The sequence below is a fragment of the Paenirhodobacter populi genome (assembly GCF_004022215.1).
Taxonomy (GTDB): domain Bacteria; phylum Pseudomonadota; class Alphaproteobacteria; order Rhodobacterales; family Rhodobacteraceae; genus Rhodobacter; species Rhodobacter populi.
Genome location: NZ_SAUZ01000005.1, coordinates 17,208 through 36,556 on the forward strand (window position 1 = coordinate 17,208; position 19,349 = coordinate 36,556).

Annotated in this window: 19 protein-coding genes; 12 read left to right on the forward strand and 7 right to left on the reverse strand. The window is 67.4% G+C overall.

Annotated elements, in window-relative coordinates; all coding sequences use genetic code 11:
• Window positions 1-9: 9 nt before the first annotated feature.
• The 6 genes from D2T30_RS05875 to D2T30_RS05900 all read left to right on the forward strand — a co-directional run bounded on the left by D2T30_RS05875 (window position 10) and on the right by D2T30_RS05900 (window position 8,896).
• Entirely contained in the window at window positions 10-327 is a 318-nt protein-coding gene (locus D2T30_RS05875) for a rhodanese-like domain-containing protein (RefSeq protein WP_128208141.1), read from the forward strand.
• 713 nt (window positions 328-1,040) lie between these two features.
• Window positions 1,041-1,889 carry a DMT family transporter gene (locus D2T30_RS05880; protein WP_128208142.1) on the forward strand — a complete coding sequence of 283 codons (849 nt, stop codon included), beginning with the start codon at window positions 1,041-1,043 and terminating at the stop codon, window positions 1,887-1,889.
• Between the two features lie 83 nt (window positions 1,890-1,972).
• Complete coding sequence (locus D2T30_RS05885) at window positions 1,973-2,557, forward strand: ImuA family protein (RefSeq protein ID WP_241651212.1); 585 nt, start codon at window positions 1,973-1,975, stop codon at window positions 2,555-2,557.
• A complete protein-coding gene (locus D2T30_RS05890) occupies window positions 2,472-3,968 on the forward strand; it encodes a Y-family DNA polymerase (protein ID WP_128208144.1) in 1,497 nt (498 codons plus the stop codon). Before D2T30_RS05885 ends, D2T30_RS05890 begins: the two co-directional genes overlap by 86 nt.
• The gene (locus D2T30_RS05895) at window positions 3,965-7,282 is read left to right on the forward strand and encodes an error-prone DNA polymerase (protein ID WP_241651213.1); all 3,318 of its coding nucleotides are present in this window, start codon (window positions 3,965-3,967) and stop codon (window positions 7,280-7,282) included. Before D2T30_RS05890 ends, D2T30_RS05895 begins: the two co-directional genes overlap by 4 nt.
• Window positions 7,283-7,444: 162 nt before the next feature.
• Entirely contained in the window at window positions 7,445-8,896 is a 1,452-nt protein-coding gene (locus D2T30_RS05900) for a hypothetical protein (RefSeq protein WP_128183292.1), read from the forward strand.
• A 213-nt stretch (window positions 8,897-9,109) separates the two neighbouring features.
• Here D2T30_RS05900 and rpmB read toward each other — a convergent pair whose 3' ends face one another.
• On the reverse strand, window positions 9,110-9,397 hold the full coding sequence (gene rpmB / locus D2T30_RS05905; RefSeq protein ID WP_128208145.1) for a 50S ribosomal protein L28: 288 nt from the start codon (window positions 9,395-9,397) through the stop codon (window positions 9,110-9,112).
• Between the two features lie 143 nt (window positions 9,398-9,540).
• On the reverse strand, window positions 9,541-10,230 hold the full coding sequence (locus tag D2T30_RS05910; RefSeq protein WP_128208146.1) for an NAD-dependent deacylase: 690 nt from the start codon (window positions 10,228-10,230) through the stop codon (window positions 9,541-9,543).
• A gap of 27 nt (window positions 10,231-10,257) precedes the next feature.
• On the opposite strand from D2T30_RS05910, the gene D2T30_RS05915 reads away from it, so the two are divergent.
• Window positions 10,258-10,707 carry a low molecular weight protein-tyrosine-phosphatase gene (locus D2T30_RS05915; protein ID WP_128183286.1) on the forward strand — a complete coding sequence of 150 codons (450 nt, stop codon included), beginning with the start codon at window positions 10,258-10,260 and terminating at the stop codon, window positions 10,705-10,707.
• Here D2T30_RS05915 and D2T30_RS05920 read toward each other — a convergent pair.
• Window positions 10,692-10,997, reverse strand: coding sequence for a hypothetical protein (locus D2T30_RS05920; protein WP_241560617.1), 306 nt, complete (start codon window positions 10,995-10,997; stop codon window positions 10,692-10,694). The genes D2T30_RS05915 and D2T30_RS05920 overlap by 16 nt on opposite strands.
• A gap of 184 nt (window positions 10,998-11,181) precedes the next feature.
• Window positions 11,182-11,370, reverse strand: coding sequence for a heavy-metal-associated domain-containing protein (locus D2T30_RS05925; protein WP_128208147.1), 189 nt, complete (start codon window positions 11,368-11,370; stop codon window positions 11,182-11,184).
• Between the two features lie 153 nt (window positions 11,371-11,523).
• Between D2T30_RS05925 and D2T30_RS05930 the strand changes: the two genes are divergently transcribed.
• The 5 genes from D2T30_RS05930 to D2T30_RS05950 all read left to right on the forward strand — a co-directional run bounded on the left by D2T30_RS05930 (window position 11,524) and on the right by D2T30_RS05950 (window position 15,827).
• Window positions 11,524-12,222 (forward strand): energy-coupling factor ABC transporter ATP-binding protein, encoded by a 699-nt coding sequence (locus D2T30_RS05930; protein ID WP_128208148.1) that lies wholly within the window; start codon window positions 11,524-11,526, stop codon window positions 12,220-12,222.
• Window positions 12,216-12,833 carry an energy-coupling factor transporter transmembrane component T family protein gene (locus D2T30_RS05935; RefSeq protein ID WP_128208149.1) on the forward strand — a complete coding sequence of 206 codons (618 nt, stop codon included), beginning with the start codon at window positions 12,216-12,218 and terminating at the stop codon, window positions 12,831-12,833. Before D2T30_RS05930 ends, D2T30_RS05935 begins: the two co-directional genes overlap by 7 nt.
• Window positions 12,834-13,382 carry a biotin transporter BioY gene (locus D2T30_RS05940; protein WP_128183278.1) on the forward strand — a complete coding sequence of 183 codons (549 nt, stop codon included), beginning with the start codon at window positions 12,834-12,836 and terminating at the stop codon, window positions 13,380-13,382.
• A gap of 79 nt (window positions 13,383-13,461) precedes the next feature.
• A complete protein-coding gene (lepA, locus tag D2T30_RS05945; RefSeq protein ID WP_128208150.1) occupies window positions 13,462-15,261 on the forward strand; it encodes a translation elongation factor 4 in 1,800 nt (599 codons plus the stop codon).
• A gap of 62 nt (window positions 15,262-15,323) precedes the next feature.
• A complete protein-coding gene (locus tag D2T30_RS05950; RefSeq protein ID WP_164881738.1) occupies window positions 15,324-15,827 on the forward strand; it encodes a pyridoxamine 5'-phosphate oxidase family protein in 504 nt (167 codons plus the stop codon).
• A gap of 349 nt (window positions 15,828-16,176) precedes the next feature.
• On the opposite strand, the gene D2T30_RS05955 is transcribed toward D2T30_RS05950, so the two are convergent.
• The 3 genes from D2T30_RS05955 to ilvD all read right to left on the reverse strand — a co-directional run bounded on the left by D2T30_RS05955 (window position 16,177) and on the right by ilvD (window position 19,186).
• Window positions 16,177-16,314, reverse strand: coding sequence for an entericidin A/B family lipoprotein (locus tag D2T30_RS05955; protein WP_128183272.1), 138 nt, complete (start codon window positions 16,312-16,314; stop codon window positions 16,177-16,179).
• 69 nt (window positions 16,315-16,383) lie between these two features.
• Entirely contained in the window at window positions 16,384-17,250 is an 867-nt protein-coding gene (locus D2T30_RS05960; RefSeq protein WP_128208152.1) for an aldose 1-epimerase family protein, read from the reverse strand.
• A gap of 100 nt (window positions 17,251-17,350) precedes the next feature.
• Window positions 17,351-19,186, reverse strand: coding sequence for a dihydroxy-acid dehydratase (gene ilvD, locus D2T30_RS05965; protein ID WP_128208153.1), 1,836 nt, complete (start codon window positions 19,184-19,186; stop codon window positions 17,351-17,353).
• Between the last annotated feature and the right edge of the window lie 163 nt (window positions 19,187-19,349).

A 19,349-nucleotide genomic window follows, 5' to 3' on the forward strand; every position in this document is an offset into this window, starting at 1 on the left:
GAAGAGAAGATGTCCGTTACCCGTATCACCGCCGCCGACCTGCCCGCCGGTCTGGCCGGGGTCGACCTGCTGATCGACGTGCGCTCGCCCAAGGGCCGGGCCGAAAGCGGCGAGATCGCCTCGGCGATCATCGTGCCGAAGACGCAGGTGGAACCGGCCTTCACCGGCCCCCTCGCCGCCGTGCCGAAGGACGCGCGGATCGTGGTGTTCTGCGGCTCGGTCAAGGGCTCGGGGCCGGTGGTGGAAACACTGACCGGCCTTGGCTTCACCAATGTGGCCGATGTCGAGGGCGGATATGCCGCGCTGAAGGAACAGGGCATTTCCTGATCCCCGAAGGAATCCGCCCCGACCGCATCTCAAGGTGGCGGGGCGGCCTTGCCGGATCGGGCACCGCTTCCCGACCCCGTCCGCCCACGTCCACGCGCGCGCGGACCGCACGACGGTGATGGTTCCGCGACGGCAGATGTCTGCCCACGCGCGCGGACTGTGCTGTCGGACTTCTGACGATCAGTCCTCCGAATAGTGTCTGCCCACGCGCGCGCGGACTGCGCCGGCCACCGTGCCGCCGGAAATCGCCCGTCTGGTGTCTGCCCACGCGCGCGGACTGCGCTGTCGGACTTCCGGCGATCAGTCCTCCGGATAGTGTCCGCCCACACGCACGTGGACTGCGCTGCCGCAAGCCCAGATGCAGATCGCTTATTTGCTGTCTGCCCACACGCGCGGCGCGAGACGCACAGGCGGCACCCGGTCTGTCGGGTCTGCCCGCGCGCGCGGCTCGCGCGCCCTCCCGTCCCCTGAAAACGCAAAAACAGAAACACTTTATCCCTTTCGTGTTTCCATAAATATCCCGGGGGTGAGCCCGGAACGGGCGAGGGGGCTGGCCCCCTGCACCCCCTCCGCCCGCACCCCCCTCTCCGGAGTACGATCCCCCCGGTGAGGAAAAACCGGCTTCCGGCGATTGCCACCGGCGCCTTTCGCACCAGATAGTGTCCCCGCGAATGACGAAGCAGCGACCGGCCCTCCGGTCATCGAAGGTGCATATGTCCGGCTCAAGACTTGCGGCGATGGCGACCGCGATTCTCTGGGGGTTCACTTATCTTCTGACGACAGACATGCTGCCGCACCACCCGGCGCTGGTGGCGGCGGTGCGGGCGCTTGGCGGGGCGGTGTTCCTGCTGGCGATCGGGTGGGAGCTGCCGCCGCGTGACTGGCTCGGGCGGCTGTTCATCCTCGGCACGCTGAATACCGGGGTGTTCTTCGGGCTGTTCTTCATCGGCGTCATGCGCCTGCCCGGCGGCGTCGCCGCGATCTTTCAGGCGCTCGGCCCGATCGCGGTGCTGCTGCTGGCCTGGGGGATCCTGCGCAAGACCCCTTCGGCGATGCAGTTCCTCAGCGTGGCGATGGGCGTGGTGGGGGTGACGCTGGTCGTCCTGCGGGCCGGGGTGCGGATCGACGGGATCGGCGTCGCCGCGGCGCTGGCCAGCACGGTGTCGCTGTCGCTCGGCGGGGTGCTGATGAACCGCTGGGGCAAGGCGCCCATCGGCTTCGCCGCCTTCACCGGCTGGCAGTTGCTGGTCGGCGGGGTGGAGCTTGCGCTGGTGACGCTGCTGATCGGGGATTTCGGCGGCGGGATCACGGTGACGAATGTGGTGGCCTTCGCCATCCTCGCGGTGCTGCTGACGGGCATACCGTTCCTTTTGTGGTTCAAGGCCATCTCGCGGATCGGCGCGGTGAACGTGATGCCCTTCATCCTGCTGACGCCGGTGACGGCGCTGGTGCTCGACGCGGTGTTCAAGGGACTCATCCCGACCGCGATCCAGCTTCTTGGCGTGGCGATCGTGATGGCGGCGCTGGTGGTGAACTATCTGGCCAGCCGCGCGGTCGGGTAAGCGGTCAGATGTGATGTTCCTTGTTCGTTCTGCGTCTTCCCCGCCCGGTTCCGGCGCGGTATCCTGCGCGCATGACCAGCCCGATGCCCTTTCCCCTGCGCCCCGCCCGCGTCCATGAGGTCTGCGGCCCCTCCGCCACGGGTTTCGCCGCGATCTGCTGCGCCGGCACGGCGGGGCCGCTCCTGTGGGTGCGCGAAGGCTGGCAGGGCGACCGGCCCGACCCGTGGGGGCTGGCGGGGATCTTCGATCCCTCCCGCCTGCTGATCGCGCAAAGCCGGGACCAGACCGATACGCTCGCCATCGCGGAAGAGGCGCTGAAGGATGGCGTCCTCGCGCTGGTGGTGATCGGCGTCACCCATCCGCTGAACCTGCGCGAGGGGCGGCGCCTGCAGCTGGCCGCGAAGGAGGGGCGGACCACCGGCTTGTGCCTGATCCCCGAAGGCATGGGCAGCAACGCGGCCGAGACGCGCTGGCATTGCGGGCCCGTGTTCGACCCGCGGCCCTTTGATCCCGAGGGGCCGGACTCGACTCTCATGCGGTGGGAAATTATAAAGAACAAATCAGGAACAACGGGGGCGTGGCATGTTCGATGGAACACCAAGGCGCATCGTCTCGATATGGTTTCCCCGGCTGGCCTCGGACCGGGCGCTGCGGCTGTGCCCGGTTGAGGGGCCCTTCGCGCTGACCGGGCGGGCCGAGAATACCGAACGGATTTTTTGCCTGAACGCGCAGGCCGAGGCGCAGGGGCTGCACCGCGGCATGCCCTTTGCCGAGGCGCGCGCCTTCTGCCCCGACCTGCGCGCCCGGCCCGCCGATCCGGCCGGCGACGCCCGCCAGTTGGAGGGGCTGCGGCGGTGGTCGCTGCGCTATTGTCCCTGGGCGGGGCGCGAGGGGCCGGACGGGCTGGTGCTCGACATCACCGGCGCGGCGCATCTGGCGGGGGGCGAGGCGGCGCTGATCGCCGACATGCGCGCGCGGCTGACACGGGCGGGGTTCGGGGTGCGGCTCGGTCTGGGCGACACGCGCGGCGCCGCCTGGGCGCTGGCGCATCACGGGACGGGACTGGCGATCGCGCCGCCGGGGCAGGGGGCGGCGGTGCTGGCGCCGCTGCCGGTCGCGGCGCTGCGGCTGGACGACGATACCGTCACCGCGCTGCAACGGCTCGGCCTGCGCAGCATCGGCGCGGTGGCGCAGGCGGCGCGCGGGCCGCTTGCTCGCCGCTTCGGCCCGGATCTGCTGGCGCGGCTGGATCAGGCGCTTGGCCGCGCGCCCGAGGCGATCACGCCGCTCGCCGACCCGCCGCATTACGGGGTGCGCCTGACCCTGCCGGAACCGATCGGGCTGACCTCGGATGTGATGGCGGGGCTGGCGCGGCTGCTCGACCGGCTCTGCGTCCGGCTGCGCGCGCAGGAGGCGGGGGCCCGCACCCTGTGCCTGACGCTGCGCCGGGTGGACCGCGAAAGCCGGGAGGTCACGCTGCGGCTGGCCTCGGCGATGCGCGATCCGGCGCGGATCCTGCCGCTCTTCGCGCGTGGGGTGGAGGAGGTGGACGCGGGCTTCGGCATCGACCAGCTGCGGCTTGAGGCTGTGGGGGTGGAGCCGATGCCGGTCGCGCAGATCGGCCCGGCGGCGGAGGCGCCCGACCGGCTGGACAATCTGGTCACCCGCATCGGCACGCGGATCGGGCTGGACAATATCCTGCGCTTTCAGCCCGCCGACAGCCATATTCCGGAGCGGAGCTTCACCCTGATACCCGCCGCCGGGCTGGCCCCGGGCGACCCATGGCCGCACGCCCCCCGGCCGCGCCCAGTGCAGCTTTTCCCGCCCGAGCCGGTTTCCGTGCAGGGACCGACACAGGGACCGGCGCCCCCCGCCACCTTCCGCTGGCGCGGGATGCGGCTGAGCACCGCGCGGGCGACGGGGCCGGAACGCATCGCCCCGGAATGGTGGGTGCCGGATCCGGGCTGGCGGTCGGGCCTGCGCGACTACTGGCGGGTCGAGACCCGGCAGGGGCGCAGGCTGTGGCTGTTCCACACGCCGCAGATGGGGGGATGGTTCGTGCAGGGGGAATTCCTGTGACCGACTCCATCGCCCCGGATTATGCCGAACTCTGCGTGACCTCGAATTTCACCTTCCTCACCGGCGCCTCGCATCCCGAGGAACTGGTCCTGCGCGCCGCCGAACTGGGACTGGGCGCCATCGCCATCACCGACCGCAATTCGGTGGCCGGCGTGGTGCGGGCATGGTCGGCGCTGAGAACCCTGCGGCGCGAGGCCGAGGAGGATCTGCGCGTCCGCTCGACCATCCGCGTCGATACCTCGTCCCGGCAGGAGATGGGCGCCCCGCGCGACCTGCCCCATGCGCCGCAGCTCATTTTGCCGAAGCTGATCGTGGGCGCGCGGCTGGTGCTGCGCGACAGCCCGGTGGAATGGCTGGCGCTGCCCACGGACCGCGCCGCATGGCATCGGCTGTCGCGGCTGTTGACCTTGGGCAAGCGGCGGGCGGAAAAGGGCGACTGCATCCTGACGCAGGCGGATCTTCTGGACGGCTGCCGGGGAATGATCCTGATCGCGCTGCCGCCCGCGGATCTGGCGCTCGACCCCATCCGCAATCTGTCGCGGCGCTTTCCGGGCCATGTCTTCACCGGCGCCGCGCCGCGCTACGACGGATCGGATCAGGCGTGGTTCGACGCCTGCGCGCGGCTGGCGCTTGCGGCCTCGGCGCCGATGGTGGCGGTGGGGGATGTGCTGATGCACCGCGCCGCGCGCCGGCCGCTGGCCGATGTGCTGACCTGCATGCGCGAGGGGATCACCATCGACCGGATCGGCACCAGGGCGCTGCTGAACGGCGAAAAGCGGCTGAAGGGCGCGGGGGACATGGCGCGGCTGTTCCGCCGCCATCCGGCCGCCATCCGCCGCACGCTGGAAATCGCGGCGCGGTGCAGCTTCGACCTTGGCGAGCTCAGCTACGACTACCCCGACGAGGTTTCGGACGGCGAGCCGCCGCAGGCGCGGCTTGAACGGCTGGCGCGGGCGGGGCTGGAACGGCGCTGCCCCGAAGGCATTTCCGCGCGCAACCACGCCCTTTTGGAGAAAGAGATCGCCGTGGTGGGCGAGCTTGGCTATGCCGCCTATTTCCTGACCGTGCACGACATCGTGGCCTATGCGAAATCGCAGGGCATCCTGTGTCAGGGGCGCGGCTCGGCGGCGAATTCGATCATCTGCTGGGCGCTTGGCATCACCGATGTCTCCCCCGACATGATCGGCATGGTGTTCGAGCGTTTCATCTCGCGCCATCGGGGCGAGCCGCCCGACATCGACGTGGATTTCGAGCACGAGCGGCGCGAAGAGGTGATCCAGTGGATCTACGACCGCTACAGCCGCGACCGGGCCGGGCTCTGTGCGACGGTGATCCATTTCCGTTCCCGCGCCGCGATCCGCGAGGTGGGCAAGGTCATGGGGCTGAGCGCGGATGTCATCACCAGCCTGTCGGGGCAGATCTGGGGGCAGTCGAACGACGGCGCCGATCCCGAACAGGTCCGCGCCCTTGGCCTGAACCCCGAGGATGGGCGCCTCGCGCAGACCATCCGTCTGATCGGCGAGATCATCGGCTTTCCACGCCACCTGTCGCAGCATGTCGGCGGCTTCGTCATCACGCGCGGGCGGCTGGACGAGCTTTGCCCGATCGGCAATGCGGCGATGGAGGACCGCACCTCCATCGAATGGGACAAGGACGACATCGACGCGCTTGGCATCCTCAAGGTCGATGTGCTGAGCCTCGGCATGCTGACCTGCATCCGCAAGGCGTTCGATCTGCTGAAGGCGCATGAGGGGCAGGCGCTGACGCTCGCCACCGTCCCGCAGGACGATAAGCCGACCTATGACATGCTCTGTCGGGCGGATGCCATCGGGGTGTTTCAGGTCGAAAGCCGGGCGCAGATGAACTTCCTGCCCCGGATGAAGCCGCGCATCTTCTACGATCTGGTGATCGAGGTCGCCATCGTCCGCCCCGGCCCGATTCAGGGCGGCATGGTCAAGCCCTATATCCGCCGCCGTCAGGGGCTTGAGGAAAACGAGCCCTTTGGCCCCGCGCTGGAAGAGGTGACGCGGAAAACCCTTGGCGTGCCGCTGTTTCAGGAGCAGGCCCTGCAGATCGCGCAGATCGGCGCGGGATACAGTGCCGAGGATGCCGATCAGCTGCGCCGCTCGCTGGCCTCGTTCCGGCGCATGGGCACGATCGGGCTGCACCGGGACCGCTTCATCGCGGGGATGGTGGGCAACGGCTACAGCCCCGAGGTCGCCGCCCGCTGCTTCAGCCAGATCGAGGGCTTCGCCGATTACGGCTTTCCCGAAAGCCATGCGGCGGCCTTTGCCATGCTGACCTATGTGTCCTCCTGGCTGAAATGCCATCATCCGGCGGTCTTTGCCTGCGCGCTCTTGAACAGCCAGCCGATGGGGTTCTACGCTCCGGCGCAGATCGTGCGCGATGCCCGCGAACACGGGGTCGAGGTGCGGCCCGTCTGCGTCAACCAGTCCACCTGGAACAACCGGCTGGAACGGCGTGCCGACGGGCGGCTGGCGCTGCGTCTGGGGTTCCGGCAGATCCGCGGCTTTCGCGAGGCCGAGGCGGACCGGATCGCGGCGGCGCGCGGCAACGGCTATCCCGACCCCGAAAGCCTGTGGCTGCGCGCGGGGATCGCGCCCGCCGTGCTGGAACGTCTGGCCGAGGCGGATGCCTTCGCCGGGATGGGGCTGACGCGGCGCGACGCGCTGTGGGCGGTGCGGGCGATCCGCGCCCCCGCGCCGCTGCCGCTGTTTTCCGATCCGCTGGACGGGGAGGGGCTGCGCGAGCCCGCCGTCACCCTGCCCGCCATGCATCTGGGCGAGGAGGTGGTCGAGGATTACGTCGCCCTGCGCCTGACGCTGCGCGCCCATCCGATGGAGCTGCTGCGCCCCTCGATCCCCGGCCTGACGCCCCATGCGGAGCTGTGCCGCACGCCCGCGCGGCGCCTGACGGTCTGCGGTCTGGTCATCACCCGGCAACGTCCGGGAACGGCCTCCGGGGTGATTTTCCTGACGCTCGAGGATGAAACCGGCGTGTCGAACATCGTCGTCTGGCCGAAGGTCTACCAGCGTTTCCGCCGGATCGTCATGGGCGGGCGGCTGTTGCGCGTGACGGGGCGGCTGGAGCGCGAGGGCATCGTCACCCATCTGATCGCCGAGCGGATCGAGGATCTGTCCCACCGCCTCGCCGATCTGGGCCATCCGCTCGAAGGCATGGTCGGCCTGACCCGGCCCGAGGCCGACGACGCCCCCCGCCCCCGCCCCGCCCCCCGCGCCCGCCACCCGAGGGAACAGGCCAAGCGGCTGTTTCCGAGCCGGGATTTCCACTGATCCTTCCGCGCGGTTCCCCGGCGGCAGACCGCCACCGGAGTGATCCGTGATTGTCGCGCATGGGTGCAATTGCTATCCAAGACCGATTGGCCCCGGCGGGCCGTTGCACGGATCGTTTTCAGAAAGACTGCCTTCAGAAATATCACCTTCAGGGAGAAGCCGATGAACTGGTCGCGTTTTGATAAGGGATACTGGCTTCTGCTTCCCCTGTTCGTTTTCGTGGTGCTGACCATCGCCACGATCATCGAGAACCGCCCGATCGATTTCGTCCTCGACGACGCCTACATCACCATCGCCAACGCCGAGCTGTTGCTGCGCGGCGGGATGGACAGCTACGGAAACGCCGGACCGACCGGGGCGACGAGCCCGGTGCATCTGTTCCTCGTGGCGCTGCTGTCGTTTTTCCTCGATGTCCCGGTGGCGAGCTTCGTGTGGCTTTTCGTGCTGGCCGCGGTCTATGCGGCGGGGCTGTGGCGGCTCTTGATGGCGGTCGGGCGCAGTCCTTTCCTGGCCGCCTGCGGCACGCTCACCGGGCTGATCGCGGGGCTGGCCTGGGTGAACCTGATGAACGGGCTGGAAACCGGGATGGCGATGGCGGTGATCGCCTGGGCGGCCTGCTTCTCGCAGCAGCGGCGGGACATGCCTTTGGCGGTTCTGGCCGGGGTGATGCCTTTCGTGCGGCCCGAACTGGCGGTGCTGGCGCTGTTTCTGGCGCTGTCCACGGCATGGCGCCTGCGGGGCGAGCCGGCGCGCCTGATCCGTCTGGCGGTGGTGGCGGCGCTGGTCGCGGCGGTGCTGGCGGGGCTTGCATGGCATTTCACCGGCCATGTCTTTTCCCCCACCGCCGAGGCCAAGTCGGCCTATTTCGACGAGGCCCCCGCCAATTTCAAGAACCGGCTGGCGATGGCGTTTCATGCCCTCACGCTCAGCGGGATCGTCTGGCCTCTGGTCGGGCTCGCGCTGCTGCCGGCGCTGCGCGACGGCTGGGTCTATCTGGGCTATGTGCTGGCGTTCTTCGTCGCTTCGGCGATTTCCCTGCCGGTCGCGGTCTATCACAACGATTACCGCTATCTTTACCCGTTCCTGCCGCTGGGGATTGCCGGCTGGGTGGCTGTCGCGGCGCAGATCCGGCAGATCACACCGGTTCTGGCTCTGGGGACGCTGTGCTATGTCATCGCCTTTCCCACGGTCGACTGGCGCTACTATCGCAGCGCGGTCAAGTGGAACGCCGCGCAGGAACCGATCGCGCTTTGGGCCGAGCAGAACCTGCCCGATGGCGCGCGCATCCTGATCCATGATGCGGGCTATTTCGCCTGGCATTCGCGGTTCGTCGCCGATCCGCCGCGGGATTTCGTGCTGATCGACGCGGTGGGGCTCAAGACCCCGTCCGCAAGCCGGTTTCACGCGGAATTCACCGCGCCGTCGCGCGGGCGGGACCGCTGGAAGGCCGTCGACCAGATCGCGCGGGAGGGCAGGGCCGAATATGCGATCATCGCCAATGTCGGCTTCTGGGGCGATATCGAGACCTATCTGCGCGACGCCGGGTGGAGCGTCGAGCCGGTCTATCCCAATCCGGGCCGCTATCAGGTCTTTGCCCTGCAACCGCCGCAATGAGGGTGTTTGTCGGGCGAAGAAAGGGGGCCAGCCCCCTCTTTGCGCTGACGCGCAAATTCACCCCCGGGATATTTATGGAAGAATGATGGGCAACAAGGCTCCGCCGGAGCGGCGATGGGGGGCCGGGTCTGGAGGAGGGTGATCCGGAGTCCGGACATGAAAAAACGCCCCACCGAAGGGCGGGGCGTTTTCGATGATCGGGAACCTTCAGGCTCAGGCGGCGGCCTGGGCCTTGACGATCGCCTTCTTGATCTTCAGCGCGGTGGAGGAGAGTTCCTCGTCCGAAGCCTTCAGCAGATAGGCGTCAAGACCGCCGCGGTGGTCGACCGAACGCAGACCGGCGGCCGAGATGCGCAGCTTGAACGACTGGCCGAGCACGTCGGAGATCAGGGTCACTTCATTCAGGTTCGGCAGGAAGCGGCGACGCGTCTTGTTGTTCGCGTGGCTGATGTTGTTGCCCGACATCGGGCCCTTGCCGGTCAGTTCGCAGACGCGCGACATGGCGTTTATCCTTCGTTTCCTCGGGGCGCGTGTCCGCCCTATTCCAACACAACAGGCGCCGCATCCGGCGGCGCCCCGAAATCTGTTTGCGGGGCATAAGGGCAAAGCCACCCGGCGTCAAGCGATTCATGTGCCCTTGCGCGTCAGGGGCAGATCGACGCGACCCATTCGGGAACGATCCGCGTCGCCGGGCCATGCACCGCCCGGTCGAAGAAGCGCGAACCGACCGAGGGCTCGAGGTTCAGCTCCAGCGTCTCGATCCCGGCATGGCGGGCATCGGCGACGAAGCCCGCCGCCGGATAGACATTCCCCGAGGTGCCGATCGAGACGAACAGATCCGCGCGCCGCAGCGCCGCTTCGATCCGCTCCATGTGATGGGGCATCTCGCCGAACCAGACGATATCGGGCCGGCACGAGGCATGGCCGCAGTCGGGGCAGAGGTCGGTCGTGCGCATCACCATCGGCGCGGGCCAGCGATGGCGGCAGCGCGCGCAGAGCGCGCCGAACAGGCTGCCGTGCATGTGGATGACCTCCGGCGCCCCGGCGCGTTCGTGCAGGTCGTCGACGTTCTGGGTGACGAGCGTGACCTGATGGCGCCGGTCCGTCGCCAGCCGCGCCAGCGCCTTGTGGGCGGCATTGGGTTCGGCCGCCGCCGCCGCGGCCCGGCGTTCGTTGTAGAACTGCAGGACCAGCCCGGGATTGCGGTCATAGCCTTCGGGCGTCGCGACATCCTCGATCCGGTGATCCTCCCACAGCCCGTCGGCGGCGCGAAAGGTGCGCAGCCCGCTTTCGGCGGAAATCCCCGCTCCGGTCAGAATCACGATCCTCGTCATCGGCGCCCTCCGCTATAGAATGGTTTCATGCGTATCCTGTTTCTATGCCTTGGCAATATCTGCCGCTCGCCCGCCGCCGAAGGCGTTTTCCGTTCCCTTGCCGCCCGCGCGGATTTCCCGGCCGAAGCCGACAGTGCCGGCACCGGCAACTGGCATGTGGGGGCGCCGCCCTATGGACCGATGCAGGTCGCGGCGCGGGCGCGGGGATACGATCTGTCGGGGCTGCGCGCGCGGCAGATCACGCGGGATGACTTTCACCGCTTTGACCTGATTCTGGCAATGGACGGGCAGAACCTGCGCGATGCGGCGAACCTTACGCCCGAAGGCGCGCGGGCGCGGGTGGAAAAGTTCCTGACCGGGCAGGGCGGGGCCTCGGACGTGCCGGACCCCTATTACACCCGGGATTTCGACACCAGCCTCGACATCATCGAGACCGGCGTGCGCGATCTGCTGGCGCGGCTTCAGCGCGCGCAATAGGCCTCGGCGGTGGCGGCGAAATTCTTGTAGCGCGCCCAGAAATCGTTGTCCGCCTGCCGGTCCGACATGCGGATCTGCTGGGCCTTGTCCGGGTCCTTGAACAGCCCGGCGGCGCGGCGCTGGTCCGCACGGCTGAGCGTGCGGTCCGCGATCTGGTCGATGCAGCCGCAGACTGTCGTGCCCGCGTTGCGCCCCTTCATGCAGGCGCTGCCGATCGGGCCGGCCTGAACCGAACCGGCGAAAACCATGCCCGCACATGCGCAGGCGACCATCATCAGGGATGCTTTCATTCTGCTGCCTCTCGATGCGGGCGAAGTTCATGCCCCGCCCTGTCAATTCGAGGCATTTTTTACACGATCCCGTGCGTTTTCACAACGAAATGCGGCGGAAAGAGGGCATCTTCGGGACCACAACACATCGCGTCCGGCGGATGGCGCACCACCAGCCGTTGGCGCGGCCCGGAAGGGGGCGTTGTCAGGCGATGACCTCGGCCGTGAATCCCGCCGCCTTCAACGCCGCGAGGACGGTTGATTCGGGCAGGCCGTTGACCTCGATCTCGCGGTCTTCGAGGCTGACGATGGCGCGGCCGCCGACCTCGGTGATCGCGGCTTCGACGCTGGCCCTGCTTTGTTCGCAGGTCATGTCCGGAACGGAAAGGATCATGGGTTCCTCCTGATCATGCCGGATTCCCGTGTGCAGAATCCGCCACTCGCGGGGCAAGGTCAATGGTCCCTTTGGGGCGACCGGGGCGGGTTTCGTTTGACCTCGCCCGCGCGAAGCGGCAAGGCTCCGGCGGAAACATCCGGACGGGACGGCATGATCGAGATCGAGGACATCGTCTTCCGGCGCGACGGCGCCCCCGTTTTCGACGGGCTGCGGTTGCGGCTGGACGCGCCGCGGGTGGCGATCGTCGGACGCAACGGATCGGGCAAGTCGACGCTCTTGCGGCTGATCGCGGGGTTGGCCGAGCCGCAGGCGGGGCAGGTCCGGGTCGGCGGAGTCAAGGTGGCGAAGGACCGGGCCGGGGCGCTGGCGACGGTGGGCATCCTGTTCCAGAACCCCGATCATCAGATCATCTTCCCGACGGTGATCGAGGAAATCGCCTTCGGGCTGGAACAGCAGGGCCATCCGCGGGATGAGGCCCGCCGTCTGGCCGGGGCGGCGCTGGCGCGTGCGGGCCATCCCGACTGGGCGGAGCGGCTGTGCCATACGCTTTCGCAAGGCCAGCGGCAGATGGTCTGCCTGACGGCGATTCTGGCGATGGAGCCGCGCTGGATCCTGTTCGACGAGCCGTTCAACAGCCTCGACATCCCGTCGATCCTGCGGACCGAGGCGCGGATCGCCGCGCTGGCACAGAAGGTCGTGACGGTGACGCATGATCCGGCGCGGGTGCGCGACTACGACCGGGTGATCTGGCTGGAACAGGGCGCCGTCGCGGCGGATGGCGCGCCGGGCGAGGTCCTGCCCGCCTATGTCGCGGCGATGGAACGCCTTGCGCGCGAGGCCCCATGCTGAGCCTTGCGCTGCCGGGGACGAGCTGGGCGCACCGCCTGCCGGCCGGGGTGAAGTTCGGCGCGCTGGCGCTGGCGATGGCGGTGCTGGTCGCCTTCGACGACCCTTGGCCGCTGGCGGCGGCGGCGCTGATCGCGGTCGGGCTGCATGCGACGCTTGGCCCGCGCGGGCTGCGGGCGGGCGCGGTGGCGATGCGGCCCATCGCGTGGATCATCGGGCTGATCGTGGTCTGGCAACTGGTCACCGGCACCCCGCGCGAGGCGCTGGTGCTGGCGCTGCGGATCTTTTCCATGGTGGGGCTGGCGACCTTCGTGACGCTGACGACGCCCCTGCCGGACCTGATCGCGCTGGTGGAACGGCTGGCCGCGCCGCTTGCGCGTTTCGGCCTGTCGCCGCGGCTGCCGGCGCTGGCGGTGGCGATGGTGCTGCGCTTTATCCCCGTGCTGCGCGGAAGGATGGAGATGCTGGCCCTTGCATGGCGCGCCCGGTCGCGTAAACGTCCGGGGCCAAGACTGATCGTGCCGATGGTGCTGTCGCTGCTGGATGATTCGGACCATCTGGCCGAGGCGTTGCGGGCACGCGGCGGGCTGACGCCCCCTGTTCGGAGGAATTGAATGGAACGCAACTTTACGCTCGTCATCCTGTTCGCGGCGCTGATCTGCGCGCTCGGCTTCGTGCCGCCGGTGACGCTGGTGTCCGGCGTGCCGATTTCGGCGCAGTCGCTTGGCGTGATGCTGGCGGGGGCGGTGCTGGGCGCGTCGCGCGGGGCGCTGGCCGTGGTGGTGGTGATCGGGCTGGTGGCGCTTGGCCTGCCGGTGCTGGCGGGCGGACGCGGCGGGCTTGGCGTGTTCGCCGGGCCGACGGTGGGCTTCCTGCTCGGCTGGATCCCGGCCGCATGGGTGACGGGCGCGGTCGTGTCGCGGCTGAACACCCGCTATGTGGGGATCGCGGCGGGGATTGCCTCGGTCATCGGGGGGATCGGCGTGCTGTATCTGTGCGGCACGATCGGCATGATGATCGTGCTGAAGAAGACCTTTGCCGAGGCGCTGCTGCTGTCGCTTCCGTTCATTCCGGGCGATCTGATCAAGGCGGTTGTCGCCGGCTGGATCACCACGATGATCGCGCGCTACCGGCCCGGCGCGCTCCTGTCCCGCGCGGGCTGAACCGCGGCCTTCGACGCTGCCGGGCAGGGGCTCGCGAAAGCCCTTCCCGGCCCTTGTTTTTACGGATATACGCGCCGCCATGACCGACCTTGATCACATCCGCAATTTCTCCATCGTGGCGCATATCGACCACGGCAAATCCACGCTGGCCGATCGCCTGATCCAGCTGACGGGCACGGTGGCCGCGCGCGACATGAAGGCGCAGATGCTCGACAGCATGGATATCGAGCGCGAGCGCGGCATCACCATCAAGGCGAACACCGTGCGGATCGAATATCCGGCGAAGGACGGCCAGACCTATATCCTGAACCTGATCGACACGCCCGGCCATGTCGACTTCGCCTATGAGGTCAGCCGGTCGATGCGCGCGGTCGAAGGCTCGCTTCTGGTCGTCGACGCCTCGCAGGGTGTCGAGGCGCAGACGCTCGCCAACGTCTATCAGGCGATCGACGCGGGCCATGAAATCGTGCCGGTGCTGAACAAGATCGACCTGCCCGCCGCCGACCCGGACGCGGTGAAGGCGAATATCGAGGATGTGATCGGCATCGACGCCTCGGACGCGATCCCGATCTCGGCCAAGACCGGCCTTGGCATTCCCGAGGTGCTGGAGGCCATCGTCCACCGCCTGCCGCCGCCCAAGGGCGACCGCAACGCACCGCTCAAGGCGATGCTGGTGGATTCGTGGTATGACCCCTATCTGGGCGTCGTCGTGATGATCCGCGTCATGGACGGCATCGTCCGCAAGGGCGACCGGATCAAGATGATGCAGACCGGCGCCGTCTACGGGATCGACAAGCTCGCCGTGCTGAAACCGCAGATGGTGGATATCCCCGAACTCGGCCCGGGCGAGATCGGCGTCTTCACCGCCTCGATCAAGCAGGTGCGCGATACCCGCGTGGGCGACACGATCACGCATGAGAAGAAGCCCTGCGCCGCCCCCCTGCCGGGGTTCAAGCCGGCGCAGCCGGTGGTGTTCTGCGGCCTCTTCCCCGTCGATGCGGCGGATTTCGAGGCCCTGCGCGACGCGATCGAGAAGCTGGCGCTGAACGACGCCTCGTTCAGCTATGAAATGGAAACCTCGGCCGCGCTCGGCTTCGGCTTCCGCTGCGGCTTCCTCGGGCTTTTGCACCTCGAGGTCGTGCGCGACCGGCTGGAACGGGAATACGACCTCGACCTGATCACCACGGCGCCCTCGGTCGTGTTCAAGATCTACATGCGGGATGGCGAGGTGCGCGAGCTGCACAACCCCGCCGACATGCCCGACCTGACCTATGTCGATCACATCGAGGAACCGCGCATCAAGGCGACGATCATGGTGCCGGACGACTATCTGGGCGATGTGCTGAAGCTGTGTCAGGACCGGCGCGGCATCCAGCTTGACCTGACCTATGCCGGCAGCCGGGCGATGGTGGTCTACGACCTGCCGCTGGCCGAAGTCGTCTTCGACTTCTACGACCGGCTGAAATCGGTGACCAAGGGCTATGCCTCGTTCGACTACCAGCTGAGCGAATACCGCGAGGACCGGCTGGTCAAGATGTCGATTCTGGTGAACGACGAACCCGTGGATGCGCTGTCGATCATGGTCCATGCCGACCGGGCGGAAACGCGCGGCCGCGCCATGGTGGAAAAGCTCAAGGAGCTGATCCCGCGTCACATGTTCAAGATCCCGATCCAGGCGGCGATCGGCGGCCGCGTCATCGCGCGCGAAACGCTGTCGGCGATGCGCAAGGACGTGACGGCGAAATGCTACGGCGGCGACGCCACGCGGAAGAAAAAGCTGCTGGAAAAGCAGAAGGCCGGCAAGAAGAAGATGCGCCAGTTCGGCAAGGTGGAGATCCCGCAATCCGCCTTCATCTCGGCGCTGAAAATGGACGAATGACGACAGGCGGGGCGGATCTTTCCGCCCCGTTTCATGTTATAAGGCGACAGGAGGATCATCCGATGAATGAAACCGATGAAACACTGAATCGCACGCTCTGGGGCCTCGTGACATCCGAACGCACGGTGATGTTGTCGCTGAATGCGGCGGATGCGCTGCCGCGGCCGATGACCGCGCTGATCGAGCCGGGGACCGACGAAAAGGTGAACCCCGTGGCCTGGTTCTATGCCGGGCAGAACGATCCGCTGGTGACCGAACTGCGCCAGAGCGGCGCGGCGAACGCGCCCGCCTTCTTCACCTTCACCTCGCGCGACCATCACCTGTTCGCCACCGTGCGCGGGGCGATTGCCGTTTCCGACGATGCGGCGATCCGCAAACGCTTCAGCACGCCCGAGGCGATGTCATGGTTCCCGGATCCGCAGGAGCCGCCGGTGCTGCTGCGTTTCGATCCGGCGGACGCGGAAATCTGGAACGCGGATTTTTCCTTTGTCGACGGGGTGAAGCTGTTGCTGGGCGCCAAGGCCGAGGATACGCTGGCCGCGAAAGTGGCGAAGATCGCCTATTGATCAGGGATTTCCGGGCGGAGAGGGAGCAGGGGGCCAGCCCCCTCTTTGCGCATTCGCGCAAATTCACCCCCGGGATATTTATGGAAAAACGACGGGCAGTCTCGCGTTCCGGCGTGGGAATGACCGGTCCTTGACAGGCTGCTGAAAAGGATCTTGAGCAGGTATCATTGTGAAAATCGTTTCGTATCTGGCGAAGATCGGGCTGAAATCCAGACATTTCCGGCCAGTTCAAGACAGATTTCCCGGTTTTCGGCCAAACCTGTCCTGTCATACGGGCTTTTTCAGCAGACTGTTAAACAATAAGACCGCGCGGCGATCCGCGCGGTCCGAAGTTCCGTGAGTTGACGGATTACATCTGCGCCTGCGTATGCGCCGCTTCGCGCGAGACGACGGCGCCGCCGGCCTGAATATCCTGCCCCGCACCCTTGACGGTTTCACAGGCGCCAAGCGCCAACAGCAGCAGTGCCGGGATCAGAACCTTATGCATTTGGGTCTCCTTCACAGTTTGAAACAATGCTTTCCAGCCCTCAATGCGCAGGCAGGGCCTTCGGTTCCGTCAGTCGATCACGATTTTGAGACTGAATTTCACGCTGTCACCGGGGGCGAGCGTCAGGCTGTAGGGGCGGTCCGCGATCTGCGGCCCGGCGCCGGCGATCGCGGCCATCCCGTGCCATGGCTCGATACAGATGAACGGCGCGCCGGGTTTTTGCCAGATCGCCAGATTCGGCAGGTTCTCGAAGGAAAACCGCAGTTTCGGCCCGTCCTCGGGGCCATAGCTCAGCCCCGCGCCCGCACCTTCGGGAAAGACCATCGCATCCTTCAGGAACTGGCTCTGATCCAGCACCAGTCTGCCCTTGACGAAGGGGGAGGGGCGCCGTTCCTCCGTCAGCTGTCCACCAGACAGCCGGGCCAGCAGCGGTTCGGCGCCATTGTCGAGTTGGATCACATGCGGCGCATCTTCATGGCCGGGCAGGGGCCAGAGAAACGCCGGATGGAAGCCGAGGCCGAAGGGCATGGGCGCGGTATCGAGGTTCTCGACCCCGGCTGTGATGGTCAGCGTCTTGCCGTCCAGCGCGTGGGTCAGGGTCAGGCGGAAGTCGAAGGGGTAGATGGCGCGCGTCGCCTCGGTCGCCGTCAGTTCGTGGCGGACCCGCGTGGGTTCCGCCGCGACGCGCCGGAACAGGCTGCGGCGGGCGAAGCCGTGGGACTTCATCTCGGCGGTGAAATCGCCGACGGCGATCAGGTCGCCCTCGGCCCGGCCGACGATGGGGAACAGGATCGGGGACCGCCCGGTCCACCACGCGCCGTCGCCGTGCCACAGCAGCGGGCTGCCGTTCGTGGTCAGGGATTGCAGTTCCGCCCCCAGATCGCTGACCACGGCGGTCAGGTGGTCATTGGCAAGGGTGACGATCGGATCTGTCATGGCGCCTCCGGCATGGGTTTGGCCGCATGGAAGCGCAGAATGACGGCGGGGTAAAGCGAAGGCCGCCTCCGGGCGCGGGAAAACGCCGGGAGGCGCCGCATCACTCGGGAATGATCCGCACCCCGCCCTTCGCCGCGGAGGACGCCAGCATCGCATAGGCCCGCAGCGCGGTGGACACCTGACGCGGGCGCGGCGCGGCGGGTTTCCACGGCAGCGGCCCCTTGGCCTTGCGCCGCGCGGCCAGCGTGGCTTCGTCCACGGCAAGGTTGATGGTGCGGTTCGGAATGTCGATCTCGATCCGGTCGCCGGTTTCCACCAGCCCGATCAGCCCGCCTTCCTCGGCCTCCGGCGACACATGCCCGATCGACAGCCCCGAGGTCCCGCCCGAGAACCGCCCGTCCGTCAGCAGCGCGCATTTCTTGCCCAGCCCCTTCGATTTCAGGTAGCTGGTGGGGTAGAGCATTTCCTGCATGCCGGGGCCGCCGCGCGGCCCTTCGAAGCGGATCACCACCACCTCGCCTTCCTGCACCTTGCCGGTGAGGATGCCGGACACCGCATCGTCCTGCGATTCATAGACCTTGGCGAGGCCCGCGAATTTCAGGATCGAATCGTCCACCCCCGCCGTCTTCACGATGCAGCCGTTCAGCGCGATATTCCCGAACAGCACCGCCAGCCCGCCGTCCTTGGAAAACGCATGGTCGGCCGAGCGGATCACGCCCTTGGCGCGGTCGCGGTCGATCTCGCGGTAGCGGTTCTCGGTCGAGAACGCCTGCGTCGTGCGCACGCCCCCCGGCGCGGCGCGGTAGAAGCGGTCCACATCCGGGTCGTTCGCGGTCATCACGTCCCATTTGGCGATCGCCTCGCCAAGCGTGGCGGCATGGACCGTGGACACATCGGTATGGAGCAGCCCGGCGCGGCTCATCTCGCCCAGAATGCCCATGATGCCGCCGGCGCGGTGGACGTCCTCCATATGCACATTGGCGATGGCGGGCGCGACCTTGCACAGCACCGGCACCTTGCGCGACAGCTTGTCGATGTCGTCCATGGTGAAATCGACCTTGCCCTCATAGGCGATGGCGAGCAGGTGCAGCACCGTGTTGGTGGACCCGCCCATCGCGATATCAAGGCTCATGGCATTCTCGAACGCCTCGAAGGTGGCGATGTCGCGCGGCAGCAGGCCCGCTTCCTCGCCCTCGTAATGGCGCTTGGTGATGTCGACGATCCTGCGCCCGGCTTCGAGGAACAGCTCCCGCCGGTCGGCATGCGTGGCCAGCATCGAGCCATTGCCCGGCAGCGCCAGCCCCAGGGCTTCGGCCAGACAGTTCATCGAATTCGCCGTGAACATGCCGGAACAGGATCCGCAGGTCGGGCAGGCGTTCTTTTCGAACTCATCCACCTGCGCGTCGGTGTAATGGTCGTCGGCGGCCACCACCATCGCGTCGACCAGATCGACCGCATGTTCCAGATCGTTCACCGTGACCTTGCCGGCCTCCATAGGGCCGCCGGAGACGAAGATCACCGGGATGTTCAGCCGCATCGCCGCCATCATCATGCCGGGGGTGATCTTGTCGCAGTTGGAAATGCACACCATCGCATCGGCGCAATGCGCATTGACCATGTATTCGACCGAATCCGCGATCACCTCGCGCGAGGGCAGGGAATACAGCATCCCGTCATGCCCCATCGCGATGCCGTCATCGACCGCGATGGTGTTGAACTCCTTCGCGACGCCGCCCGCCTTCTCGATCTCCCGCGCGACCATCTGGCCGAGATCCTTGAGATGGACATGCCCCGGCACGAACTGCGTGAAGGAATTGACGACGGCTATGATCGGCTTGCCGAAATCGCCATCCTTCATGCCGGTCGCACGCCAAAGGCCGCGCGCGCCGGCCATGTTGCGGCCATGCGTGGATTTGCGGGAACGGTAATAGGGCATCGTGGCTCCTCCGGGACTCCGCCCGAGTGGCGGTTTCCGGCCCTCTTACGCGGCAGGCCGGAAAATGCCAAGTTTCATTGGGTCAACAGCCTTGTCCTAAGGACCGCGCCGAAACCGCCCGCCCCCCTTCTTCCCATTCATCTTTCCATAAATATCCCGGGGG

What these genes read in the sequence shown, in the direction of transcription:
- D2T30_RS05875 (WP_128208141.1), top strand. Translation starts at nt 10, where the DNA reads ATGTCCGTTACCCGTATCACCGCCGCCGACCTGCCCGCCGGTCTGGCC.
- D2T30_RS05880 (WP_128208142.1), top strand. Translation starts at nt 1,041, where the DNA reads ATGTCCGGCTCAAGACTTGCGGCGATGGCGACCGCGATTCTCTGGGGG.
- D2T30_RS05885 (WP_241651212.1), top strand. Translation starts at nt 1,973, where the DNA reads ATGCCCTTTCCCCTGCGCCCCGCCCGCGTCCATGAGGTCTGCGGCCCC.
- D2T30_RS05890 (WP_128208144.1), top strand. Translation starts at nt 2,472, where the DNA reads ATGTTCGATGGAACACCAAGGCGCATCGTCTCGATATGGTTTCCCCGG.
- D2T30_RS05900 (WP_128183292.1), top strand. Translation starts at nt 7,445, where the DNA reads ATGAACTGGTCGCGTTTTGATAAGGGATACTGGCTTCTGCTTCCCCTG.
- rpmB (WP_128208145.1), bottom strand. Translation starts at nt 9,397, where the DNA reads ATGTCGCGCGTCTGCGAACTGACCGGCAAGGGCCCGATGTCGGGCAAC.
- D2T30_RS05910 (WP_128208146.1), bottom strand. Translation starts at nt 10,230, where the DNA reads ATGACGAGGATCGTGATTCTGACCGGAGCGGGGATTTCCGCCGAAAGC.
- D2T30_RS05915 (WP_128183286.1), top strand. Translation starts at nt 10,258, where the DNA reads ATGCGTATCCTGTTTCTATGCCTTGGCAATATCTGCCGCTCGCCCGCC.
- D2T30_RS05920 (WP_241560617.1), bottom strand. Translation starts at nt 10,997, where the DNA reads ATGAAAGCATCCCTGATGATGGTCGCCTGCGCATGTGCGGGCATGGTT.
- D2T30_RS05925 (WP_128208147.1), bottom strand. Translation starts at nt 11,370, where the DNA reads ATGATCCTTTCCGTTCCGGACATGACCTGCGAACAAAGCAGGGCCAGC.
- D2T30_RS05930 (WP_128208148.1), top strand. Translation starts at nt 11,524, where the DNA reads ATGATCGAGATCGAGGACATCGTCTTCCGGCGCGACGGCGCCCCCGTT.
- D2T30_RS05935 (WP_128208149.1), top strand. Translation starts at nt 12,216, where the DNA reads ATGCTGAGCCTTGCGCTGCCGGGGACGAGCTGGGCGCACCGCCTGCCG.
- D2T30_RS05940 (WP_128183278.1), top strand. Translation starts at nt 12,834, where the DNA reads ATGGAACGCAACTTTACGCTCGTCATCCTGTTCGCGGCGCTGATCTGC.
- lepA (WP_128208150.1), top strand. Translation starts at nt 13,462, where the DNA reads ATGACCGACCTTGATCACATCCGCAATTTCTCCATCGTGGCGCATATC.
- D2T30_RS05950 (WP_164881738.1), top strand. Translation starts at nt 15,324, where the DNA reads ATGAATGAAACCGATGAAACACTGAATCGCACGCTCTGGGGCCTCGTG.
- D2T30_RS05955 (WP_128183272.1), bottom strand. Translation starts at nt 16,314, where the DNA reads ATGCATAAGGTTCTGATCCCGGCACTGCTGCTGTTGGCGCTTGGCGCC.
- D2T30_RS05960 (WP_128208152.1), bottom strand. Translation starts at nt 17,250, where the DNA reads ATGACAGATCCGATCGTCACCCTTGCCAATGACCACCTGACCGCCGTG.
- ilvD (WP_128208153.1), bottom strand. Translation starts at nt 19,186, where the DNA reads ATGCCCTATTACCGTTCCCGCAAATCCACGCATGGCCGCAACATGGCC.